Origin of the sequence: Stenotrophomonas sp. B2 (assembly GCF_014947095.1) — a bacterium.
Lineage (GTDB): Bacteria > Pseudomonadota > Gammaproteobacteria > Xanthomonadales > Xanthomonadaceae > Stenotrophomonas > Stenotrophomonas maltophilia_P.
On record NZ_JADCQA010000012.1, the window covers coordinates 49,721 to 70,227 of the forward strand.

The 20,507-nt window shown below is 65.8% G+C and carries 17 protein-coding genes; 11 read left to right on the forward strand and 6 right to left on the reverse strand.

Features of this window, described 5'->3' with window-relative positions; genetic code table 11:
• The first annotated feature begins 67 nt into the window (after positions 1-67).
• The 5 genes from IMX13_RS14485 to IMX13_RS14505 all read left to right on the forward strand — a co-directional run bounded on the left by IMX13_RS14485 (position 68) and on the right by IMX13_RS14505 (position 3,904).
• Positions 68-439: a hypothetical protein gene (locus tag IMX13_RS14485; protein WP_053519653.1), complete on the forward strand. Its 372-nt coding sequence runs from the start codon at positions 68-70 to the stop codon at positions 437-439.
• Positions 440-666: 227 nt separating this feature from the next.
• Positions 667-1,074, forward strand: coding sequence for an EF-hand domain-containing protein (locus tag IMX13_RS14490; protein ID WP_065175425.1), 408 nt, complete (start codon positions 667-669; stop codon positions 1,072-1,074).
• Between the two features lie 95 nt (positions 1,075-1,169).
• Positions 1,170-1,922 carry an HAD family hydrolase gene (locus IMX13_RS14495; RefSeq protein ID WP_053519655.1) on the forward strand — a complete coding sequence of 251 codons (753 nt, stop codon included), beginning with the start codon at positions 1,170-1,172 and terminating at the stop codon, positions 1,920-1,922.
• Between the two features lie 31 nt (positions 1,923-1,953).
• On the forward strand, positions 1,954-2,442 hold the full coding sequence (locus tag IMX13_RS14500) for a hypothetical protein (protein ID WP_053519656.1): 489 nt from the start codon (positions 1,954-1,956) through the stop codon (positions 2,440-2,442).
• Between the two features lie 100 nt (positions 2,443-2,542).
• Positions 2,543-3,904, forward strand: a complete 1,362-nt coding sequence (locus IMX13_RS14505; RefSeq protein WP_193396602.1) for a VOC family protein — start codon at positions 2,543-2,545, stop codon at positions 3,902-3,904.
• A 125-nt stretch (positions 3,905-4,029) separates the two neighbouring features.
• Here IMX13_RS14505 and IMX13_RS14510 read toward each other — a convergent pair whose 3' ends face one another.
• Positions 4,030-5,544 carry an acetyl-CoA hydrolase/transferase family protein gene (locus tag IMX13_RS14510; protein ID WP_193396603.1) on the reverse strand — a complete coding sequence of 505 codons (1,515 nt, stop codon included), beginning with the start codon at positions 5,542-5,544 and terminating at the stop codon, positions 4,030-4,032.
• 319 nt (positions 5,545-5,863) lie between these two features.
• On the opposite strand from IMX13_RS14510, the gene glnE reads away from it, so the two are divergent.
• Positions 5,864-8,659, forward strand: a complete 2,796-nt coding sequence (glnE, locus tag IMX13_RS14515) for a bifunctional [glutamate--ammonia ligase]-adenylyl-L-tyrosine phosphorylase/[glutamate--ammonia-ligase] adenylyltransferase (RefSeq protein ID WP_193396604.1) — start codon at positions 5,864-5,866, stop codon at positions 8,657-8,659.
• 111 nt (positions 8,660-8,770) lie between these two features.
• Here glnE and IMX13_RS14520 read toward each other — a convergent pair whose 3' ends face one another.
• Both IMX13_RS14520 and IMX13_RS14525 read right to left on the reverse strand, forming a co-directional pair.
• Entirely contained in the window at positions 8,771-9,337 is a 567-nt protein-coding gene (locus IMX13_RS14520) for a queuosine precursor transporter (RefSeq protein WP_053520117.1), read from the reverse strand.
• A gap of 101 nt (positions 9,338-9,438) precedes the next feature.
• Entirely contained in the window at positions 9,439-10,398 is a 960-nt protein-coding gene (locus IMX13_RS14525) for a mitochondrial fission ELM1 family protein (RefSeq protein WP_193396605.1), read from the reverse strand.
• A gap of 126 nt (positions 10,399-10,524) precedes the next feature.
• Here IMX13_RS14525 and IMX13_RS14530 point away from each other — a divergent pair, with 126 nt between their 5' ends.
• Both IMX13_RS14530 and IMX13_RS14535 read left to right on the forward strand, forming a co-directional pair.
• On the forward strand, positions 10,525-11,115 hold the full coding sequence (locus IMX13_RS14530; protein WP_053520115.1) for a malonic semialdehyde reductase: 591 nt from the start codon (positions 10,525-10,527) through the stop codon (positions 11,113-11,115).
• Positions 11,116-11,200: 85 nt separating this feature from the next.
• Complete coding sequence (locus IMX13_RS14535) at positions 11,201-11,911, forward strand: YceI family protein (RefSeq protein WP_074902043.1); 711 nt, start codon at positions 11,201-11,203, stop codon at positions 11,909-11,911.
• A gap of 104 nt (positions 11,912-12,015) precedes the next feature.
• Here the strand turns inward: IMX13_RS14535 and IMX13_RS14540 are convergent, their stop codons facing one another.
• Positions 12,016-12,417 carry a hypothetical protein gene (locus IMX13_RS14540; RefSeq protein WP_193396606.1) on the reverse strand — a complete coding sequence of 134 codons (402 nt, stop codon included), beginning with the start codon at positions 12,415-12,417 and terminating at the stop codon, positions 12,016-12,018.
• A gap of 180 nt (positions 12,418-12,597) precedes the next feature.
• Between IMX13_RS14540 and IMX13_RS14545 the strand changes: the two genes are divergently transcribed.
• Entirely contained in the window at positions 12,598-13,422 is an 825-nt protein-coding gene (locus tag IMX13_RS14545) for a hypothetical protein (protein WP_193396607.1), read from the forward strand.
• Positions 13,423-13,438: 16 nt separating this feature from the next.
• Here IMX13_RS14545 and IMX13_RS14550 read toward each other — a convergent pair whose 3' ends face one another.
• Together IMX13_RS14550 and IMX13_RS14555 are read right to left on the reverse strand one after the other, a co-directional pair.
• Positions 13,439-14,236: a siderophore-interacting protein gene (locus IMX13_RS14550; protein WP_053520112.1), complete on the reverse strand. Its 798-nt coding sequence runs from the start codon at positions 14,234-14,236 to the stop codon at positions 13,439-13,441.
• Between the two features lie 59 nt (positions 14,237-14,295).
• Positions 14,296-14,853: a PadR family transcriptional regulator gene (locus tag IMX13_RS14555; protein ID WP_053520111.1), complete on the reverse strand. Its 558-nt coding sequence runs from the start codon at positions 14,851-14,853 to the stop codon at positions 14,296-14,298.
• 573 nt (positions 14,854-15,426) lie between these two features.
• Here IMX13_RS14555 and aceE point away from each other — a divergent pair.
• Both aceE and IMX13_RS19000 read left to right on the forward strand, forming a co-directional pair.
• A complete protein-coding gene (gene aceE / locus IMX13_RS14560) occupies positions 15,427-18,114 on the forward strand; it encodes a pyruvate dehydrogenase (acetyl-transferring), homodimeric type (protein ID WP_065175416.1) in 2,688 nt (895 codons plus the stop codon).
• A 575-nt stretch (positions 18,115-18,689) separates the two neighbouring features.
• Positions 18,690-20,324: an anti-phage dCTP deaminase gene (locus IMX13_RS19000; RefSeq protein ID WP_193396608.1), complete on the forward strand. Its 1,635-nt coding sequence runs from the start codon at positions 18,690-18,692 to the stop codon at positions 20,322-20,324.
• The last annotated feature ends 183 nt before the right edge of the window (positions 20,325-20,507 follow it).

The following is a 20,507-nucleotide window of genomic DNA, read 5'->3' on the forward strand; positions in this document are numbered from 1 at the left end:
ACCGGTGGGCCCGCGCCGCCGAGACCCTCCGTCGTACACTGGCCGCCTTTCCCCTCCTGCGCACCCGATGAATCTTCCCCTGCATTTCGGCCTGCTCGGTACCCTGGAAGCTGGCGCCATCGCATTGCTGGTTGGCCTGCTGGTGTACCTGCTCTGGCATCGGCTGTGCCGCCTGCTGCACTGGACGGTAGGCCATGCCATCGGCTGGTCGTGCGTCATCGCCGTGGTGATCTCGGCCGGCATCGATGCATGGAAGCTCTTCTACATGGGAATCGTGCGGCTGGAGTCGCCGCTGTATGCGCGGTTGTTCCTGGCCACCATCCACGATCCGAACGAACTCGGCAGCCGCGTGGTGCTGGAGATCGCCGGAGCGCTCGCCGGTGTGGCGCTGGGATGGGTGTTGTTCAGTTCGCGGTCATCGTCCCAGAACGTCGACTGACGCAGGTTTTTCGTTGCCTGCGAGTTAAATCCAAGGGCGTTGAATGTTCGCCTTATGGGCCGATCACTCCACCCTAACCACCGCGCTAATGCATGCACGCCGGGCAGTGGTTAACCGCGCGTGTGGATGCCGGTCGCGGCGCAAAATCGATTCAGAAACGGGGTGGCAGGGTAGGTGCCGTGCGGAAACAACAGGCCGCGCAACACCACCCCAAGGAGACATCCCTGATGACCATTCGCAACCGCAAGCCCCTGATCGCCCTGATTGTCGCCGCCGGCAGCGTACTGGCCATTCCGGCCATGGCGCAGACCGCGCAGCAGCAGGCCGCACAGGCGCAGAATGATGCAGCGCAGGCCCAGCAGGCCGCCGCGCAGGCAGGCCAGGCCGCGAACCAGGCCACTGACGCAGCGGCGGCCGCGTCGGCGCAGGCCAGCGGCGGCGGCCAGACCTGGGCCAGCATCGATACCGACGGCAACGGCACCATCAGCAAGTCCGAGGCACAGGTCAACGCCGGCCTTGCCCAGGTGTTCGACCAGGCCGATGCCAACAAGGACGGCGAGCTGAGCGCCGATGAGTACAAGGCCTATGTGGCCGCCCAGCAGGCCGGTGCCGGCGGCGCCGCACAGGGCCGCTGATCCACCGTTGATTCGGGACAACCGGTGCATGGGTACCCGGGCGGCGCCAGCCGCCCGGGTTTTTTTCGCCCTCGCCGCGCCTGTATCCTTGTCCGATGAACACCTCCACGCCTGCGCCCGCGCGCGCCATCGGCCTGGTCGGTTTTGACGGTGACGACACGCTGTGGAAGAGCGAGGACTACTACCGCAAGGCCGAGCAGGACTACCTTGACCTGCTGTCGCGCTACATCGACGTGCACGACACCCAGACCGCCCGTCACCTGCTGGAAGTGCAGCAGCGCAACCTGGGCGTGTTCGGTTACGGCGTGAAAGGCATGGCGCTGTCGATGATCGAGGCGGCCATCGACATCACCGGCCAGCGCATCGAGGCCAGGGACATCCAGCGCATCCTCGACATCGGCCACGACACCCTGCGCCATCCGGTCGAGCTGATCGACGGTGTGCGTGAATCGGTGGCGGCCATCGCCGAGCACTATCCGGTGGTGCTGATCACCAAGGGCGACCTGTTCCACCAGGAAGCGAAGATCAACGTCGCCCGGCTGCATGAACTGTTCCCGCGCATCGAGATCGTCTCGGAGAAGGACCCGGCAACCTATGCCCGCGTGCTGGCCGAATTCGACCTGCCGATCGAGCGCTTCGTGATGGTCGGCAATTCGCTGCGCTCGGACATCGAGCCGGTGGTCACGCTGGGTGGCTGGGGCATCCATACGCCCTATGCGGTCACCTGGGCGCACGAGACCCAGCATGGCGTGGCCGACGACGAGCCGCGCATGGTCAGCGCCGATACCGCCTGGGACTGGCCGGCCGCACTGGCCGCGATCGAAGCCAAGGCCAGCGTCGCGGCCTGACAGGGCGCGACGGCTGCGGCAGAATCGGGGCATGAATGCTCGCCTGCTCACGCTGCTGATGCTCCTGCTGCTGGCGCCGGCCACCGTGCTGGCACAGCAGACGGCCGAACGCTCGGCGGCCTATGAGGTGGACACCGGCGACCGCTGGATCGACGCCCAGCTGCGCGACATCAACCACTACGCCGAGCGCTACCCCGATGCCTTCCTCGACGAGGTCTCGCGCTATGCCGATGTGCCGCGTGGCTATGTCAGCGCGCTGTTCAGCACCCACGGCTGGCAGGCGGGTGATCTGTACTTCGCCTGCTTCTGGGCCAAGGCCAGCGGCCAGACCTGCCGCGACAGCGTGCGTGCCTTCAGCCGTGACCCGGCCGGCGGCTGGCAGGCCGTGGTGAAGCGGATGCCCAAGGCACCGGACAACCTGCACTACCGCGCCGTGCGCCACGCCATCGTGGCCAGCTATGAGCATTGGGACCGGCCGATCACCCTGGATGCCACCCTGAAGCGCCAGCTCAACCGGTAGCGCCGTTCCGCTCCATGCTGCTCTGCATATCGCCGCCGGCCCCGCGCTCCGGCGACAATACGGGTTCGAGCTGTTCCCCGTTCCCGTAATCGAGTGACTGATGAGCGCCTCTTTCGTTTCGCCTGATGTGATCCGCCGCCTGTTCGCCCAGGCCATGTCCCGCATGTACCGCACCGAAGTGCCGCTGTACGGCACGCTGGTGGAACTGGTGGAGCGGATCAACGCGCAGGTGCTGGCGCAGGACCCGGCATTGGCTGCGCAGCTGCAGCGCAACGATGAGCGCGGCCGGCTGGACGAGGAGCGGCACGGCGCGATCCGCGTCGGCACCGTGCAGGAGCTGGCCACCCTGCGCCGCCTGTTCGCGGTGATGGGCATGTTTCCGGTCGGCTACTACGACCTGTCGGTGGCCGGTGTGCCGGTGCATTCCACCGCGTTTCGCCCGCTCACCGGTGCGGCGCTGGCGCAGAATCCGTTCCGCGTGTTCACCTCGCTGCTGCGCCTGGAACTGATCGAGGACGAGGCCCTGCGTGCGCAGTCGGCACAGATCCTGGCCCGCCGCCGCATCTTCACCGATGCCGCCCTGGCCCTGATCGACCAGGCCGAGCGCGATGGCGGGCTGGCGCAGGACGACGCCGAGCGCTTCGTGGCCGAGGCGCTGGAGACCTTCCGCTGGCACGGTGACGCCACCGTCGACCTGCCGACCTACCATGCGCTGCACCAGGCACACCGGCTGGTGGCCGACGTGGTCAGCTTCCGTGGCCCGCACATCAACCACCTGACCCCGCGCACGCTGGACATCGATGCCGCGCAGGCAGCGATGATCGAGCAGGGGATGGCCGCCAAGGCGGTCATCGAAGGTCCGCCGCGCCGCGCCTGTCCGATCCTGCTGCGGCAGACCAGTTTCAAAGCGCTGGAAGAAGCCGTGCATTTCCCCGATGAGCAGGGCGGTGATGCCGGCACCCACACCGCGCGGTTCGGCGAGATCGAGCAGCGTGGCCTGGCCCTGACGCCGAAGGGGCGCGCGCTGTACGACCAGCTGCTGGCGCAGGCGCGCAACAGCGAAGGTGCCGGCAGTACCGGTGGCGACTATGGCCAGCGCCTGCAGGCAGCGTTCGCAGCGTTCCCGGACGACCATGACACCCTGCGCCGCGAGGGTCTGGGCTACTTCCGCTACCAGCTGACCGAGGCCGGCCGCGCCGCGCCTGGCGGGATCGGTGACCTCCCGGCGGAAGCCCTGATCGCGGCGGGGCTGGTGGTGGCCGACCCGATCGTCTACGAGGATTTCCTGCCGGTCAGCGCCGCAGGCATCTTCCAGTCGAACCTGGGGGGCGAAGAGCAGCGCGCCTATGCCGCACATGCCAACCGCGAAGCGTTCGAGCAGGCGTTGGGCGTGCCGGTGAACGATGAGTTCGACATCTACGAGCGCCTGCAGGCCGAATCACTGGCGAGCCTGCGCGGTTGATGCGTTGGTCGCCGGGCATGGCCCGGCGCTACCAGGGAGGATGCAAGGGTAGCGCCGGGCCGCGCCCGGCGAAACGGCGAAGGACGCAACGGTAGCGCCGGGCCATGCCCGGCGAACCCTATGCCTCAACCCTTCATCGTGCCCGTATCCAGCCACCGCTGGTGCCAGGACAACGCTTCCGGCAGCAGGTGCGGGGTGTGCTTGCCATAGCTCTCACGGCTGGCGCGGTCGAAGTAGTCCTGCAGCTGCGGGCGGAAATCCGGATGCGCGCAGTTGTCGATCAGCACCTGCGCACGCTTGCGCGGGGTCAGGCCGCGCAGATCGGCCAGGCCCTGCTCGGTGACGATCACCGAGACGTCGTGTTCGGTGTGGTCGACGTGGCTGGCCATCGGCACGATCGCCGAGATGGTGCCGTTCTTCGCCGTGGACGGGCTGAGGAACGCCGACAGGAACCCGTTGCGGGCAAAGTCACCAGAGCCGCCGATGCCGTTCATGATCCGCGTGCCCATCACGTGCGTCGAATTGACGTTGCCGTACAGGTCCACCTCGATCATGCCGTTCATGCCGATGCAGCCCAGTCGGCGCACCAGCTCGGGATGGTTGGAGATTTCCTGCGTGCGCATGATGATGCGCTCGCGGTAGAAGTCGATGTTCTCCTTGAACGTCTCGTTGGCCTGCGGGCTCAGCGCGAAGCCCGTGCACGAGGCATAGCTCAGCACGCCGTCGCGCAGCAGGTCGAGCATGCCGTCCTGGATCACCTCGGTGAACGCGGCCAGATCACGGAAACCACTGCTGGCCAGGCCTGCCAGCACCGCATTGGGGATATTGCCCACGCCGGACTGCAGCGGCAGCAGGTTCGGCGGCAGCCGGCCGTGCTTCACTTCGTGCTTGAGGAAGTCGATCAGGTGCGCGGCGATCTGCTCGCTGGTCGCATCGATCGGGCTGAACGGGCTGTTGCGGTCCGGGCCGTTGGTGCGGACCACCGCCACGATCTTGTCCGGGTCGCAGCGCAGCGCGGTATCGCCGATGCGGTCGTTGGCGTTGACCAGCGGAATCGGCTTGCGATGCGGCGGCAGCGCGGTGCCGTAGTAGATGTCATGCATGCCATCGACGCCGGCCGGCTGCCACTCGTTGACCTCGACGATCACCTTCTTCGCCAGGTCCAGCCAGGTCTTGTTGTTGCCGACCGAGGTGGACGGCACCAGCGAGCCGTCCTCGCGGATGGCCGAGACTTCCACCACGGCGGTGTCGATCTCGCCGTAGAAGCCGAACCAGACGTGCTGGGCGACGTGGCTGAGGTGGATGTCGATGTAATCCAGCTTGCCTTCATTGATGCGGTTGCGCGCATCCGGGTCGCTCTGGAAGGGCATGCGCATGGCGATGCCGTCGGCCTTGGCCAGCGCACCGTCCAGCTCTGGCGCGGTGGAGGCGCCGGTCATCAGCTTGATCTGGAAGGGTTGGCCCTGGGCATGCACCGCTTCGATGCGGCGCGCCAGTTCCACGGGGACGGCCTTGGGATAGCCCGAGCCGGTAAACCCGCTCATGGCCACGGTTTCACCCGGCTGGATCAGCGCGGCTGCGGCCTCGGCGGAGACCACGCGGTCGCGGAGACGCGCGTTGGCGATGCGATCAACAGACATGACGACATGTGTTTCTGGGGGGAGCCTCGATTATCGGCCATCCCCCGGCGTACGGGGGGGCTACCTTCGTGGAATGGCTTTTCGCGGGCGGGGCTATCCATACCCGCCGGTTCTGTTTTGCAGTGCAGCGTGCAAAGTCCTTTCGCAGCCCGCAGGATGGCCCTGCATCCCGACGTGGGGGAGGGAGCAGAGCCCGCTGGCAGTTCGCTGCAAGCGGGCTTTTTTATTGCCCGCTGCCCAGGATGAATGCGCGCGATGGACGGCGGCGCAGCGACTTCCCGCCGTTGGCAAAGGCGCCCGGCGCCGCGAGAATCAACGCATGACCCTCGCCCCCGCCGAACTGCCCGCCGCGCTGCAGCCCCTGGTTGATCGTGCCCTGTCGCGCCTGGCCCAGGTGGTTCCGGAACCGATCCCGGCCGACCTGCGGCCCCTGCTGACCCACCTGGCCATCGCCAGTGACTTCGCTCTGGACACGCTGGTGCGGCAGCCCGGCCTGTTGTCGCAATTGGCCCAGCCGGGGTGCCCGCCGTTGCCGACGCCGGTGCTCGACCCGGTGCAGCCCGGTGAATGGCCGGCGCAGCTGCGGCGTTGGCGTGCGGCGATGTCGACCCGCCTGGTCTGGCGCGATCTGGCCGGGTTGGATGACGTGGCGCAGACCCTGGCCGGCGCCACCGCCCTGGCCGAAGACTGCCTGCGGCTGGCGCTGGACGCCCTGCAGCAGGAATTCGCACAGCGCCACGGCGTGATCCGTGATGACGAGGGCCGCGTCGAGCAACTTGTCGTATTTGGCCTGGGCAAGCTCGGCGGTGGCGAACTCAACTTCAGCTCCGACATCGACCTGGTCTACGCCTACCCGCAGGGCGGTGAATCGGACGGACCGCGTCCGCTCGCCGCCGAAGAATACTTCGCGCGGCTCGGCCAGCGCCTGGCCAAGCTGCTGGATGAAACCACCGTCGATGGCTTCAGCCACCGCGTCGACCTGCGCCTGCGCCCGTTCGGCAGTGCCGGCCGCGTTGCGCTGTCGTTCGCTGCGATGGACCAGTACTTCCAGCGGGAGGGCCGCGACTGGGAGCGCTACGCCTGGTTGAAGGCACGTGCCGTGGCCGGTGATATCGCCGCCGGTGAGGCGTGGCTGCAGACGCTGCGCCCGTTCGTCTATCGACGCTATCTGGACTTCACCGCGCTGGACGGACTGCGCGAGATGAAGGCTGCGATCACGGCTGAAGTCGCCCGCCGCGAACTGCATGAAGACATCAAACGCGGTGCCGGTGGCATCCGCGAAATCGAATTCCTGTGCCAGGCACTACAGCTGATCCGTGGCGGCCGCGAACCGGCCCTGCGTGAACGTCGCCTGCTGGTGGCGCTGCAGGCGCTGGTGGCGGCGGGCCAGATCGCGCCCGAAGACGGCGCATCGCTGGAGCAGGCCTACCTGTTCCTTCGCCGCCTGGAGAACCGGCTGCAGATGCTGCGCGATGCGCAGACGCATGTGCTGCCCAGCGATGCGATCGACCGCGAGCGCATCGCCCTGGGCCTGGGTTACCCCGACTGGGAGGCGCTGCGCGCTGCACTGGCCGTGCAGCAGCAGCGGGTCAGCACCGAGTTCGCTGCATTGCTGGCACCGCGCAAGGGCCAGGCGGCGCCGGATGCGCTGGCCAACTACTGGCGCAGCCTGCCGGGTGGCAGTGACGCGCCGTTGCTGGCCGAAGCCGGTTTCCTCGATGCGAACGGCGCCGATCAGTCGCTGCGCGATTTCGCGCAGAGCACCGGCGTGAAGTCGCTGTCCGACGCCGCGCGCGCGCGGCTGGACCGCGTGCTGCCGGCGCTGCTGCACGCCGCCACGCGCTCGCCGCAACCGGATGCCGCACTGAAGCGCGTACTCGGCCTGCTGCAGGCGGTGCTGCGCCGGACCAGTTATCTGGCCCTGCTGGACGAACAGCCCAGTGCGCTGGCGCGGCTGGTGGATGTGCTGGCGCGCAGCGCGCTGCTGGCCGAGCGCCTGGCGGCCTATCCGTTGCTGCTGGACGAACTGCTGGACGTGCGCGTGTCCGGCCCGATGCCGGATGCGGCCGGCATGCTGGCCGAATGCCAGCAGGCGCTGACGGTCGAAGATCCGGAAGCCGCGTTGCGCTGGCTCAACGAAACCCGGCTGGCCCTGAGTTTCCGCATGGCGATGGCCACGCTGGACGGCCGCCAGGGCGCGGTCGACAGTACCCGCCAGCTGGCCGAACTGGCGCAGGCGGTGGTGGTCACGGTGCTGGCCATGGCCGAGTCCGACATGCAGGCCGCGCACGGGGGCATTCCCGGCGGGCGCTTTGCGATCATCGGCTATGGCAGCCTGGGGGGCCTCGAACTCGGCTTCGGTTCCGATCTGGACCTGGTATTCCTGCACGATCATCCGGCGGGCGTGGAGACCAGCGATGGCGCGCGCGCGCTGGAGCCGGGACGCTGGTACGCGCGGCTGGCACAGAAGGTGATGGCCCTGCTCGGCGCGGTCACCGCCGCCGGTCGCCTGTACGACATCGACGTGCGCCTGCGGCCGGACGGTGGCAAAGGCTCGCTGGTCTCGTCCCTGGCCAGTTACACCGAATACCAGCGCGAACGCGCGTGGACCTGGGAGCATCAGGCGCTGGTGCGTGCGCGCGGCGTGGCCGGTGATGCCAGCCTGCTGGCCGACTTCGAGCAGGTGCGTGCGCAGACCCTGGGCCGTGCACGCGACCCCGCCACCCTCTATGCCGATGTGCTGAAGATGCGAGGGCGCATGCGCACCGAACTGGACCGCAGCGATGCCGCGCGCATCGATCTGAAGCAGGGCGCCGGTGGCGTGGTGGACCTGGAGTTCCTGCTGCAGACCGGTGTGCTCGAGCGCAGTGCACACGTACCGGCGCTGCTGTCACCCCGCGACACGCCGTCATTGATCGATGCACTGGCCGCAGCGGAATTCCTGCCGGTCGCCACCGCGCAGGCACTGCACGCTGCGCATGCCACTCTGCTGGATGTGGGCCTGGCCTGCACGCTGGACCGTCGCCCGCGGCTGGCACCGACCACACCGGCCATCGAAGCGGCCTGCGCAGCAATCAGTGCGGCCTGCCGGGCGGCCGGCCTGCCGTTCGGCTGATCGGCGGCGAGGCCGCCGGGCATGACCCGGCGCTACCCGAACAGGCGCGCTGCGCCATGCCGGCGTCATCCAAACAAACGCAACGGTAGCGCCGGGCCATGCCCGGCGGAATCACCGCGCGCTTTCCGCGCGCAGCGGCGCCATCTTCCACAGCAGCGCGCGGAACGGCGCCAGCAGGCACACGCCAATGGCCAGCTTCACGGCCAGATCGCCCGCCGCCCAGCTCACCCACGGCAGGCTGGAACCGGCAAAGGCGATCGACCAGAAGATCGTGGTGTCCACCGTCGCGCTGCAGGTGGTGGCTACCATCGGCGCACGCCACCAGCTGCCCCGGCGCAGGCGGTCGAATACGGTGATGTCCAGCAGCTGCGCCACGATGAAGGCCGAGCACGATGCGATGGCGATGCGCGGCGTCGCCACCCAGACCGACAACAGCACCGCCACCGCGAAACCGATCCAGGCCACGCGCCGGGCGGGTCCCGGGCCGAAGCGGCGGTTGATCAGATTGCTCACCAGGAACGCGACGGGATAGCTGAACGCACCCCAGGTCAGCCAGTCGTTGATCGGGTACTGCACCAGCACGTTCGACAGCAGCACCACCGCGCCCATCGCCAGCACGGCCAGCACCAGGGCGCGCGGGGTCAGCGGGGCAAAAACGGGGGCAGGACGCACGGACATGGCGAGCCAGGAGGACAAGGGGAATGGCCCATTATCCGCGCGGCCAAAGGCAAATCCAAAACCACCCGTTCAGGAACACGCCCGCCGCCAACGGTGGGGCGTTACCCCAATGCCAGCCGCGCCCTGACCTCGGCGGCGATGCGCGCGGTTTCGCGCAGTGGTTCGATGCGGTCGTACTGCCAGTCCAGCCAGCGTTTCTGCAATCGCCCGCGCTCGTGCAGCAGCTGCTGGAAGCGGGCGAGGCGTCCCTGCGCGGTCTCCGCCAGCGCCACCATCACCGGCATGCGCGTGGCGCAGGCTTCAGAGAGCAGGTTCACCGAATCGGGCGATACCACCACCCGGTTGGCCCAGCCGAGCAGGCCGCCATACGGATTCACCCCGTCGCCGCCGTCGCCCCAGATCACGTGCGGCAGGTCGGCGAAGGTCGCGCGCAGGATCTCGGCCAGTGCCGGCGGGGTGCGTCGCGAGGTGGTGGCCAGCAGGCTGCCGCCTTCACTGCGAATCTGCGCGGCCAGGGCGCGGAACACACCGACCATCGCCGTTTCGTCCCACGGCGCCAGCGGCGTCGGGCCGCCCACCAGCAGTGCAGTGCGCGGACCGGGCAGGGTGCTGAAGCCGGCGAACGCCGCCCGTCCCCAGGCCAGCCAGTCGTCATCGACCGGGTTGAGGCTGCCGATCAGGGTCAGCACATTGCTGCCGCGCAGGCGGTCATGCTCGGGTACCACCACCATGTCCCAGTGGCGGGCGCCGATGCGCGGGTCGAGGATCTGCACCACCTGCGTGCCGCGGGCGCGCAGCACGCGCAGCGCACCGGCGGCCTGGCGGCCACAGCCGATCGCCAGCGCAGGGGGCTCGGCAGCCAGTGCCGCGAACGCATCGCCGTAGCCGTTGGCATCCCCGGGCAGGCGCCGCGGGGTGACCCAGCGCCAGGGCGCCCGAGGCTGCAGCACCACCGGCCGATAGGTGCCCTGGCGCAGCGCCGAGGCCAGCGCGACCGCCTGGCGGACATTGCCTGCACGGCCATCGGTGACCGTCCACGGTGCGCTCGATCGTTTCACCATTGGCATTAATTCGTTTCAGCCCTGCTGGGTGTTGCAACAGTCGCGACACTCTACACTGCGGCTGGTCGTTTCGCCCCGCGTTGCCCGCGGGCACTGACTCCCCTTCGCCGCCCTGGAGATGCACCGATGTCCCACGCGCTTGACGCCGCCGCACTGGATCAGCTGTTCCGCACCGCCCGCACCCAGAATGCCTTCCTCGACACCCCGGTGGACGACAGCCTGCTGCAGGAACTGTACGAGCTGGTGAAGTGGGGCCCAACCGCGGCCAACGCCAGCCCGGCGCGCTTCGTGTTCGTGAAGTCGGCCGAAGCCAAGGCCAAGCTGGCCCCCGCGCTGTCCGAAGGCAACCATGACAAGACCATGGCCGCACCGGTCACCGTCATCATCGGTTTCGACCTGGATTTCCACGAGAAGCTGCCGTACCTGTTCCCGCACGCCGACGCCAAGTCCTGGTTCGACGGCCCGCAGGAAGGCCGCCACGAGGCCGCCATCCGCAACGGCAGCCTGCAGGGCGCCTACCTGATCCTGGCCGCGCGCGCGCTGGGCCTGGATGCCGGCCCGATGTCCGGCTTCGACCCGGCCAAGGTCGATGAAGCCTTCTTCGCCGGCACCAGCATCAAGTCGAATTTCCTGGTCAACCTGGGGTACGGTGACCCGGCGGGCCTGTTCCCGCGCCTGCCGCGTCTGTCGTTCGACGAAGCGGCGCGCATCGCGTAAGTCGCTGTATCGGTTTCGGGCCCGCCGGTTGCGGCGGGCCATTGCTGCACCCTGTACCCACCCTACGATCCGGAGAGTTCCTCAGATGAGCGCCACCCGTAAACTGCTGCTGCCGCTGGCCCTGACCCTGGCCATCGCCGCCTGCTCCAAGCCGGCCGATACCGCTGCCCCGGCCGCTGATGCCGCCGCTCCGGCCGCCACCGAACAGCCGGCCGCCACCCCGGCTGCCGATGCTGCCGCTGCCGCGCCCGCCGCCGAAGCGATCCAGATCGCCTCGGGCACCTACAAGCTCGACCCGAGCCACACCGACGTGCTGGCGCAGTGGAGCCACTTCGGCTTCTCCAACCCGAGCGCACACTTCGGCAACGCCGAAGGCACCCTGGTGTACGACGCCGCCGACGTGACCAAGTCCACCGTGGAAGTGAAGCTGCCGCTGAGCGGCCTCAACAGCTTCACCGCCAAGTTCGACGAGCACCTGAAGAGCGCCGACTTCTTCGACGCTGCCAAGTTCCCGGCGGCCACCTTCAAGAGCACCAAGGTGGAATCGGCCGGCACCAACAAGCTGACCGTCACTGGCGACCTGACCATCAAGGACATCACCAAGCCGGTGACCCTGGACGTCACCATCAACGGCGGCGGCGAGCACCCGATGGCCAAGGTTCCGGCCGCCGGCTTCGATGCCACCACCACCCTCAAGCGCAGCGATTTCGGCGTGGGCGCCTACGCCCCGAACGTCAGCGATGAAGTGAAGATCCGCATCACCACCGAAGCCACCGGCGAGAAGCCGGCCGCTTGATGCACCCCGCTCACTCGTCGTGAGAAGGCAGAAGGCCCGCTGCGAAGCGGGCCTTCTTTTTTGAGCGCCGGGAACGCGCGTTGGCCGCTATCGGGTACGCGCGCTCAGCGCAGCGCGCCCAGCCACGCTGCACACGCCTCGCTCGGGCTCTGCTTGGCCTTCACCGTCATGCCACTCAACCGCACGAAGGTCTGCGCGGCCTGCGCCACCACCTGACGTGCGATCAACGCGGCCTGCCTGGTCGCCGCCTGCTGCTTGCGCAGCTGCACGATATGCACCGACGGCCGGCCCACCGGCGCGTACTTCTGGTCGCGGCGCAGCACATCGGCCACCTGCGCCACTTCGTACTCGGCCTGCAGGAACCGGTGTTCGGCGTCCAACAGATCCCGCAGCGGTGCACGCAGGGCGGCCGGATCAGCGAAGGCCGCCAGCGCGCCATCACAGGCGTCGTCGTCGTTGAAGCGGGAGCGCAGCGCATCGACGCCGGCCAAGGTCAGTTTGCCCACAGGGGCCTCGTTGCAACTGGGAAGGAGCGCGATTGTCGCATCTGCCCGGCTCGATCCGCTGCCGGCGTCATGCGCCGCTCCGTGGGACAAGGGTCTGACCCCGTGGCATGGGCCGAAGAGCCACCCACAGTGAACCCGGTCCTACAATCGCCTGCTGTTTCATCCACGGAAGGTAAGGCCATGCAGGACGTGCAGTACTGGTTGAACGAATTCTGGGCCGGGTTGAGCGTGCTCGATCTGGCAGTGGGCAGCGTGCTGGGCGCGCTGCTGGGCCTCATGGTCGGACTGGCCGGCTGGTATGCGCTGCGCCGCCGCGGCTGGTTGCAGCGGCGCAGGCGCTGGCATCACTGGCTGCTGGCCAGTTACGCGCTGCTGCTGCCGCTGGGCACCGCCTTCTTCGGCCTGCAGCTGGGTTTCACCGCGGGCGCGCACCGCGCGCTGCTGCAGCAGATGGACCATTTCCAGCCGCATCTGCAGACGCTCGTGGCCCAGTGGAGCCACGGGTTCACCGACTCGCTTGACGACCCGCGCATGCGCGATGCGCTGCACAGCGAAGGCACGGTGGGCGATGTGGCCGAAGCGGTCGCCTCGGCCTACCTCAGCGAACACCCGCTGCCGGTACTGGATGGCCTGGGTGACGGCGTACTGGCACGCGCCAGTGGCTGGGTGATCGGCAAGGTGCGCGAAGGCGTGCTGCGCGGCCTGGTGGAAGACACCCTGGTGGACAAGGCCGGTGTGCTGGGCGTGGAGCCGACGGTGGTGCGCGAAGCGCTGACGATGCGCGTGGACGAACTGCTGCACACCCGCGGCGTGTTGCGGCTGGTGAAAGCGCAGATCAACGGCATGATGCCGGGCGTGTACTTCGGCCTGCTGCTGCCGTGGCTGGTCGTTGTGCTGCTGATGGCGCTGGAGATCTGGGCCGCGCACCGGTTCGGATGGCGACAGCAACGCATCCCGGTGGCTGCCTGCTGCAGAGCCGGGCCATGCCCGGCTCACGCAGACTGAGGCAAACGCTGCGCGCTCAGTCGCCGTCGGTATCGTCCGGGTGCGCCTTCCAGTAGCCGGTCGAACGGATCCAGTCGCGCGGCACGCCCAGATGGCCTTCGATGAACTTGCGCATCATCCGTGCGCGACGCGATTCGGTGGCGATCCAGTAGAACGTGTCGCCCTCCGGTGCCTCGAAGTCGGTCAGCATGTCTTCCAGCAGCGTGCTGCTGGCCGCCGGGAAGCCATTGCGCTCCAACCAGTGAATCTGCACGTTCTCGTACTGCGGCAGGTCCTGACGCTCGGCTTCGTCGCTCACTTCGATGAAGGCCTGCACCTCGGCGCCCTCCGGCAGCACGTCCAGCCAGCGGGCAATGGCCGGCAGCGCGGTTTCATCGCCAATCAGCACGTAGGCGTCGTAGCTGTCGGCCACCACGAACGAGCCGCGCGGGCCGCCGATCACCAGCGTGTCGCCCGGCTGCGCCCGTTCAGCCCACGGCCCGGCAATGCCCTGGTCGTGCAGCACGAAGTCGATGGCCAGTTCGCCGGCGTCGTGGTCCCACCAGCGTGGGGTGTAGTCGCGTGCCGGAGACGGCTGCTTGCCGTCCGGGTAGCTGCGGCCTTCGGCCGTCAGCACCGGCAGCACCATTTCGCCGCTGGCGTTGGGGAAGAACAGCTTGATGTGGTCGTCGGCGCCGGGCGAATCGAAGCCGGCCAGATCATCGCCGCCCAGCACGACGCGGCGCATGTGCGGGGTGACCACCTCGGTGCGCAGCACCGTCAGTTCGCGGAATCTCACATCCAGGCGCAGGCGCGCGTTGTGATGCTCAGTCATGGGAATACCTGTAAAGGTGTCGCGCAGGGGGCGCGGCGTAGGGGGAGACCTGGCTGGAGTCAGTCTGGCTGGGTCGTTGAAGAGGTGGGCTCGCTACCGGTGGTGCCGTTGATCAGTGCCGATGCCTGCGACAGCAGCGCCGCCACCTGCTCGGCCTCGCCTTCGGCCCAGCGGCCGTGGTGATGCACCAGCGCCCGCTTGAAGTCACGCAGGGCGCTGGCCAGCGGCGGCGGCAGCGATGCCTTGGTGATCTCGCGGGCGCGGTCGAAGGCCCGTCGCTGGGCCAGGCGCACCTGGGTGCGCTGCACCTTCAGCTCGAACTCGCCGGCGGCGGTGATGCGGAACACCCGGCGGCCATCCACTTCCTCCGATGCCACCCAGCCGGCCTGCTCGAAGCTCGCCAGCAGCGGGTACATGGTGCCGGCGCTGGGCGTGTAGGCCTGCAGAAACTGGTTGCTGATCAGTTGCATCAGCTCGTAGCCATGGCGCGGCTGCTCGCCGATCAGGGCCAGCACCAGCAGGCGCAGGTCGCCCCGGCTCAGCACGCGTGGCTGGCCATGGCGGCGGGGCACGGCCGATTCGCTGGAACGGGTTCTGGGGGAAGGGGAACGGCTCATTTCGATATATCGGTAACGAGTATCGAAACGATATATCGATAGGGCAGGCGCCGGCAAGCATCGATCCGGCCACAACCGTGCCGCGTTTGGGCCACGTACACAGAAAGGGCGCCCTTGCGGTGCGCCCCGGGGACCACTGTGGAAGGGAGCGAGGCAGCCAGACGGCGGGCCGTTGCGGCAGTGCCAACACTCGCCGCCACCTTGCGCGGCAGGCGCAGCCCGGTCCAGAGCCAGGCGCGACACCGCATCAGTCATTCAGCTGCGGTGCCCCCGGCGTAGGCCCACACGCGGTCGGCCGTGCCCTACAACGGTCATCGCCCTGGGTAACACTTCGTTCTGCACATGCGCCAGGCGGGCAATCGCGACGTGCCCGAAGCGGTCCGAGGCCCGCCGCAGCGGCCTGCAGCGCGCCTGCTGGCCCGCCGAAGACAGGCGGGACATGCCTTGCGGACACTGGCTGCATGCGTCCATACGCCAGCGTAGCCAAGTGACGAAAGCCCTTGGTGCGCTACACTTTGCGGTCTAGATATCTATACAACAGTCGCGCGCGTGCGTGCGGTTATGGGAGCGCTAATGAACTGGTTGAACGAGGTGCTGAACAACGACCCGAATCCTGTGGAAACCCAGGAGTGGATCGAGTCGTTGAAGGCCGTTATTGATGTCGAGGGCTCCGAGCGCGCGCATCAGCTGCTGGAAGGCATGGTGGAGCTGACCCGTCGTTCGGGCGCCTACCTGCCGTTCTCTCCCACCACCGAATACGTCAATACCATCGAGCCGCAGTTCGAGGCCAAGAGCCCGGGCAATGCCGAGCTGGAATGGCGCATCCGTTCGATCATCCGCTGGAACGCGATGGCCACCGTGGTCCGCGCCAACCGCAAGCCGGGCGACCTGGGCGGCCACATCGCCTCGTTCGCCTCCGGCGCCACCCTGTACGACGTGGGCTTCAACCACTTCTGGCGCGCCCCGAGCGACAACCACCCGGGCGACCTGCTGTTCATCCAGGGCCACAGCGCCCCGGGCATCTACGCCCGCGCCTTCCTGGAAGGCCGCATCAGCGAAGAGCAGCTGGACAAGTTCCGCATGGAAGTGGACGGCGGTGGCCTGTCCTCGTACCCGCACCCGTGGCTGATGCCGGACTTCTGGCAGACCCCGACCGTGTCGATGGGCCTGGGCCCGCTGGCCGCCATCTACCAGGCGCAGTTCATGCGTTACCTGGAAAACCGTGGCCTGATCGAGAAGTCCGACCGCAAGGTGTGGTGCTTCATCGGCGACGGCGAGTCGGACGAGCCGGAAACCCTGGGTGCCATCGCCCTGGCCGGCCGTGAAGGCTTGGACAACCTGATCTTCGTGGTGAACTGCAACCTGCAGCGCCTGGACGGCCCGGTGCGCGGCAACGGCAAGATCATCCAGGAACTGGAAGGCGTGTTCCGCGGCGGCGGCTGGAACGTCATCAAGCTGCTGTGGGGCGGTTACTGGGATGCCCTGCTGGCCAAGGACACCAACGGCGTCCTGAAGAAGCTGATGATGGAAACCGTCGACGGCGAATACCAGAACTGCAAGGCCTTCGGCGGCGCGTATACCCGCGAGCATTTCTTCGGCAAGTACCCGGAGACCGCCGCGATGGTCGCCGGCCTGTCCGACGACGACATCTGGCGCCTCAACCGCGGTGGCCACGACCCGCACAAGGTGTACGCCGCCTACCACCAGGCCGTGAACACCAAGGGCATGCCGACCGTCATCCTGGCCAAGACCGTGAAGGGTTACGGCATGGGCAGCGCCGGTGAAGCGCTGAACCCGACCCACCAGACCAAGAAGCTGGACGACGAAGCCGTCAAGCACTTCCGCGACCGCTTCAACATTCCGGTGACCGACGAGCAGCTCAAGGACGGCCAGGTGCCGTTCTACAACCCCGGCCCGGACTCGCCGGAAGTGCAGTACCTGCAGGAGCGCCGTGCCGCCCTGGGTGGTTACCTGCCGCAGCGCCGCCGCAAGGCCGACAAGAGCTTCAACGCACCGAAGCTGGAAACCTACGAGCGCCTGCTGAAGAGCAGCGGCGAACGCACGTACTCCACCACCATGGCGTTCGTGCAGAGCCTGAACATCACCCTGCGCGACAAGGAGCTGGGCCCGCACATCGTGCCGATCGTGGCCGACGAAGCCCGCACCTTCGGCATGGAAGGCCTGTTCCGCCAGATCGGCATCTACGCGCCGTTCGGCCAGAAGTACAAGCCGGTGGACGCCGACCAGCTGATGTTCTACCGCGAAGACCAGAGCGGCCAGGTGCTGCAGCAGGGCATCAGCGAGCCGGGCGCGATCAGCTCGTGGATGGCCGCCGGTACCAGCTACTCGGTCAGCAACGTGCCGATGCTGCCGTTCTACATCTACTACTCGATGTTCGGCTTCCAGCGCGTGGGCGACATCGCCTGGCAGGCCGCCGACATGCGTACCCGCGGCTTCCTGCTGGGTGGCACCGCCGGCCGCACCACGCTGAACGGTGAAGGCCTGCAGCACGAAGATGGCTTCAGCCATCTGGTGGCCGGTGGCATCCCCAACGTGCGCAGCTACGACCCGACCTTCGGCTACGAAGTGACGGTGATCCTGCAGCACGGCACCAAGGCGATGATGGAAGACCAGGTAGACGAGTACTACTACCTGACCCTGATGAACGAGAACTACGCCCACCCGGACATGCCGGAAGGCGCAGCCGAGGGCATCGTCAAGGGCATGTATCTGCTGACCGACGCCGGCAAGCCGAAGAAGGGCGAACTGCGCGTGCAGCTGCTGGGTTCGGGCACCATCCTGCGCGAAGCCATCGCCGCCGCCGAGCTGCTGGACAAGGACTTCGGCGTCACCGCCGATATCTGGAGCTGCCCGAGCTTCAACGAACTGCGCCGCGACGGCTTCGATGTGGAGCGCCACAACCGCCTGCATCCGGAAGGCGAGCAGCGCAAGGCCTACGTGACCGAGCTGCTGGAAGGCCGCCAGGGCCCGGCGATTGCCGCTACCGACTACGTGCGTGCGTATGCGGACCAGATCCGCGCGTTCGTTCCGATGTCGTACACGGTGCTGGGTACGGATGGTTTCGGCCGTTCGGATACCCGTGCGAACCTGCGTCGCTTCTTCGAGGTTGACCGGTACTACATCGCGCATGCCGCGATTGCGGCGCTGGCGAAGGAAGGGAAGATGACCGCGAAGGATGTGGCCCGGGCGATCAAGCAGTACAAGATTGATCCGGAGAAGGCTAATCCTGTTGGGGTTTGATTGAGTGCCCGCCGGAGCCGCTGGGGCTTCGGCGGGCATCACGCAGTGCTCACCACTGCGCGATGCTATTGGTCAAGTTGTTGAAAAATAAAGCCAAATTCTGATGGTGCCGGGGCTTGCCTTCATCTCGATGGTGGCTAAACTAGTTCCAAGCACCAAACCGGAGTAGGACATGTCGGCCCAGACGAAAGGGGGAGCAATGGAAGGGCAGCTTTCGTTCTCGTTTGAAATCAGCCGGGACCTAGATGTCGACTCATGTGTTAGCTCAGCTCAAGAGCAATCAACAGTCAATGTCATACATGCGCATACTGCGCAGGTGACATGCATTTCGTCACGACGAATCTCTGTCGAGAAGCGGGATCAGAGCGATGCCTACCTGCGCGTGATGGAATACGCTCGAAGCCTCCGGCACATCTAAAAAACAGTCTCCGCGTCTTTTTTAGCTTCAATTGAAGTGAGTAGCTGTTTGCTTCATTCAGAGGTGGCAGGATGTCGCAAAGTCACAATCCGGACTATCTTGCTTAAGGTTGTATTAACGTTTACCTTTCCCAATAGTTCTCAGGGAAGGGGCGGTCGTGAACTCTGCACTTACGCTTGTGTCATCGGAGTCGCCGGGCGAGCAGAAGCCTGGGCCAAAGCGTGCGCTCAAAGACATCTTGGATGGCGTTACCTCAAAAGAGCTGGTCTTGGCCTTCAGCGGGCCTATTGGCGCTGGTGTAAAGGATGTAGTTGATCTGGTCGAGAATGAGCTTGTTGGACTAGGATATTCTACAGAGAGAATCAAGCTTAGTGATCTGATTCGCCAGGCTGCACGGAAGCTGAATCTGTTCCCATCTGAGCCTGAGGTGGCTTCCGCTGTAAGCCGATATAGGGCATTACAAGACATGGGGAACGCGCTTCGCGATCTTAAGGGAAGTGACGTCCTTGCCCAGTTGGCTGTGCGAGACATTTCCTTGGACCGGGCTAAAAAGAACTCCGGTGAAATCAAAGATGTTGTGCCCGGTAGAGTCGCCTACTTGATCGACCAGTTGAAAAATCCAAGTGAGGTGTCTCTCCTGCGGGCTGTATATCGAGAAAATTTCTATCTTGTGGGCACACTTTGTGGGTCGGATCAAAGAAAAAGGAATCTCCAAAGCGAAGGGCTCTCAGTAACCGAGGCTGAGTCGCTCATGGAGCGAGATCGAAAAGAGGGTGTTAGTCATGGGCAGAATTTAGAAAAGACTCTCCAATTGGCGGATTTCTTTGTCAGAAATTCAACCTCTAATACCCGCGCTATACGCGGGCCGCTCGATCGGTTTCTTCGTCTTGTTCATGGAGATTTAACTGTAACTCCGACAATTCATGAGCAGGGCATGTACGCGGCATTCTCCGCAGGGTTAGGATCTGCTTGCATGTCAAGGCAGGTAGGTGCGGCGATTATAGATCGTGAGGGTAAACTGATTTCCATGGGCTGCAACGATGTCCCACGCGGTGGGGGTGGCCTTTATCGAGAGAGCCTACAGCCTGACGACCACCGTTGCGTGCATCTAAAAGGGGGGAACTGCTTTAATGATGAGAAGAAGAATAAAGTTAGCAATGAAATCGGGGTAATGATTCTTCCTCATCTTAAGGAGTTTTTGGAGAAGAATGGCGTTTCCGATGGCGAAGAAAAATCGAGGGAGCTCTCTAGGATAATATCTAAAATTATTAGGGGGGAGTCACGACTTAAGGATATAATAGAATTTTCACGCGCAGTTCATGCGGAAATGGATGCGCTTGTTAATCTGGGTCGGACCGGGCAGGGGACTTCGCAGGATGCTGTTCTTTATACAACGACATACCCCTGTCATAACTGCGCCAGGCACATTGTGGCTGCCGGAATTCGGGCGGTGTATTTTATTGAGCCGTACGAAAAGAGCCTGGCAACAGATCTGCACTCGGACGCGATTAGCCATGATTCTGATCAGGAAATTCCTCTTAGTGAGTGGCTAGATCCAGATAGAACTAAGCATAGGAAGGTTGCATTTTTGCATTTTGAAGGTGTGTCGCCGAGGCGATACATGGATCTGTTCTTTGCCGAGGGCAGAAAGGATGGGCAAGGTAAAGGGCGAAAATGGATCGGGCGCTCTGCTTCTAAGAAAATTCCGGAGTATCTCGAGGCATACCCCGCCCTTGAATCTAGGGTGGTCAAGCACCTCGACGACACGGGGATGGGTCTGGAAGACGTCTAATCATTAAGTCGGGGGCATTATTCAGAACGGCTGAGGGATAGAGTTAGCCGCAAATGTTGACGTGTTGAATAATGCGCTAACCGTCCGGTGGCTAAGAAGAGAGCCGATTGAGCTTTGTTCGAATTATACATCGAAGCTTGAATCCATACGCCTCACGCCATATTGATATAAGGGTGTCGGCGT

Coding starts and splice junctions, on each gene's coding strand:
- IMX13_RS14545 (WP_193396607.1), top strand. CDS start 12,598: ATGCAGGACGTGCAGTACTGGTTGAACGAATTCTGGGCCGGGTTGAGC.
- IMX13_RS14495 (WP_053519655.1), top strand. CDS start 1,170: ATGAACACCTCCACGCCTGCGCCCGCGCGCGCCATCGGCCTGGTCGGT.
- glnE (WP_193396604.1), top strand. CDS start 5,864: ATGACCCTCGCCCCCGCCGAACTGCCCGCCGCGCTGCAGCCCCTGGTT.
- IMX13_RS14500 (WP_053519656.1), top strand. CDS start 1,954: ATGAATGCTCGCCTGCTCACGCTGCTGATGCTCCTGCTGCTGGCGCCG.
- IMX13_RS14530 (WP_053520115.1), top strand. CDS start 10,525: ATGTCCCACGCGCTTGACGCCGCCGCACTGGATCAGCTGTTCCGCACC.
- IMX13_RS14555 (WP_053520111.1), bottom strand. CDS start 14,853: ATGAGCCGTTCCCCTTCCCCCAGAACCCGTTCCAGCGAATCGGCCGTG.
- IMX13_RS14485 (WP_053519653.1), top strand. CDS start 68: ATGAATCTTCCCCTGCATTTCGGCCTGCTCGGTACCCTGGAAGCTGGC.
- IMX13_RS14535 (WP_074902043.1), top strand. CDS start 11,201: ATGAGCGCCACCCGTAAACTGCTGCTGCCGCTGGCCCTGACCCTGGCC.
- IMX13_RS14490 (WP_065175425.1), top strand. CDS start 667: ATGACCATTCGCAACCGCAAGCCCCTGATCGCCCTGATTGTCGCCGCC.
- IMX13_RS14510 (WP_193396603.1), bottom strand. CDS start 5,544: ATGTCTGTTGATCGCATCGCCAACGCGCGTCTCCGCGACCGCGTGGTC.
- aceE (WP_065175416.1), top strand. CDS start 15,427: ATGAACTGGTTGAACGAGGTGCTGAACAACGACCCGAATCCTGTGGAA.
- IMX13_RS14550 (WP_053520112.1), bottom strand. CDS start 14,236: ATGACTGAGCATCACAACGCGCGCCTGCGCCTGGATGTGAGATTCCGC.
- IMX13_RS14505 (WP_193396602.1), top strand. CDS start 2,543: ATGAGCGCCTCTTTCGTTTCGCCTGATGTGATCCGCCGCCTGTTCGCC.
- IMX13_RS14525 (WP_193396605.1), bottom strand. CDS start 10,398: ATGGTGAAACGATCGAGCGCACCGTGGACGGTCACCGATGGCCGTGCA.
- IMX13_RS14520 (WP_053520117.1), bottom strand. CDS start 9,337: ATGTCCGTGCGTCCTGCCCCCGTTTTTGCCCCGCTGACCCCGCGCGCC.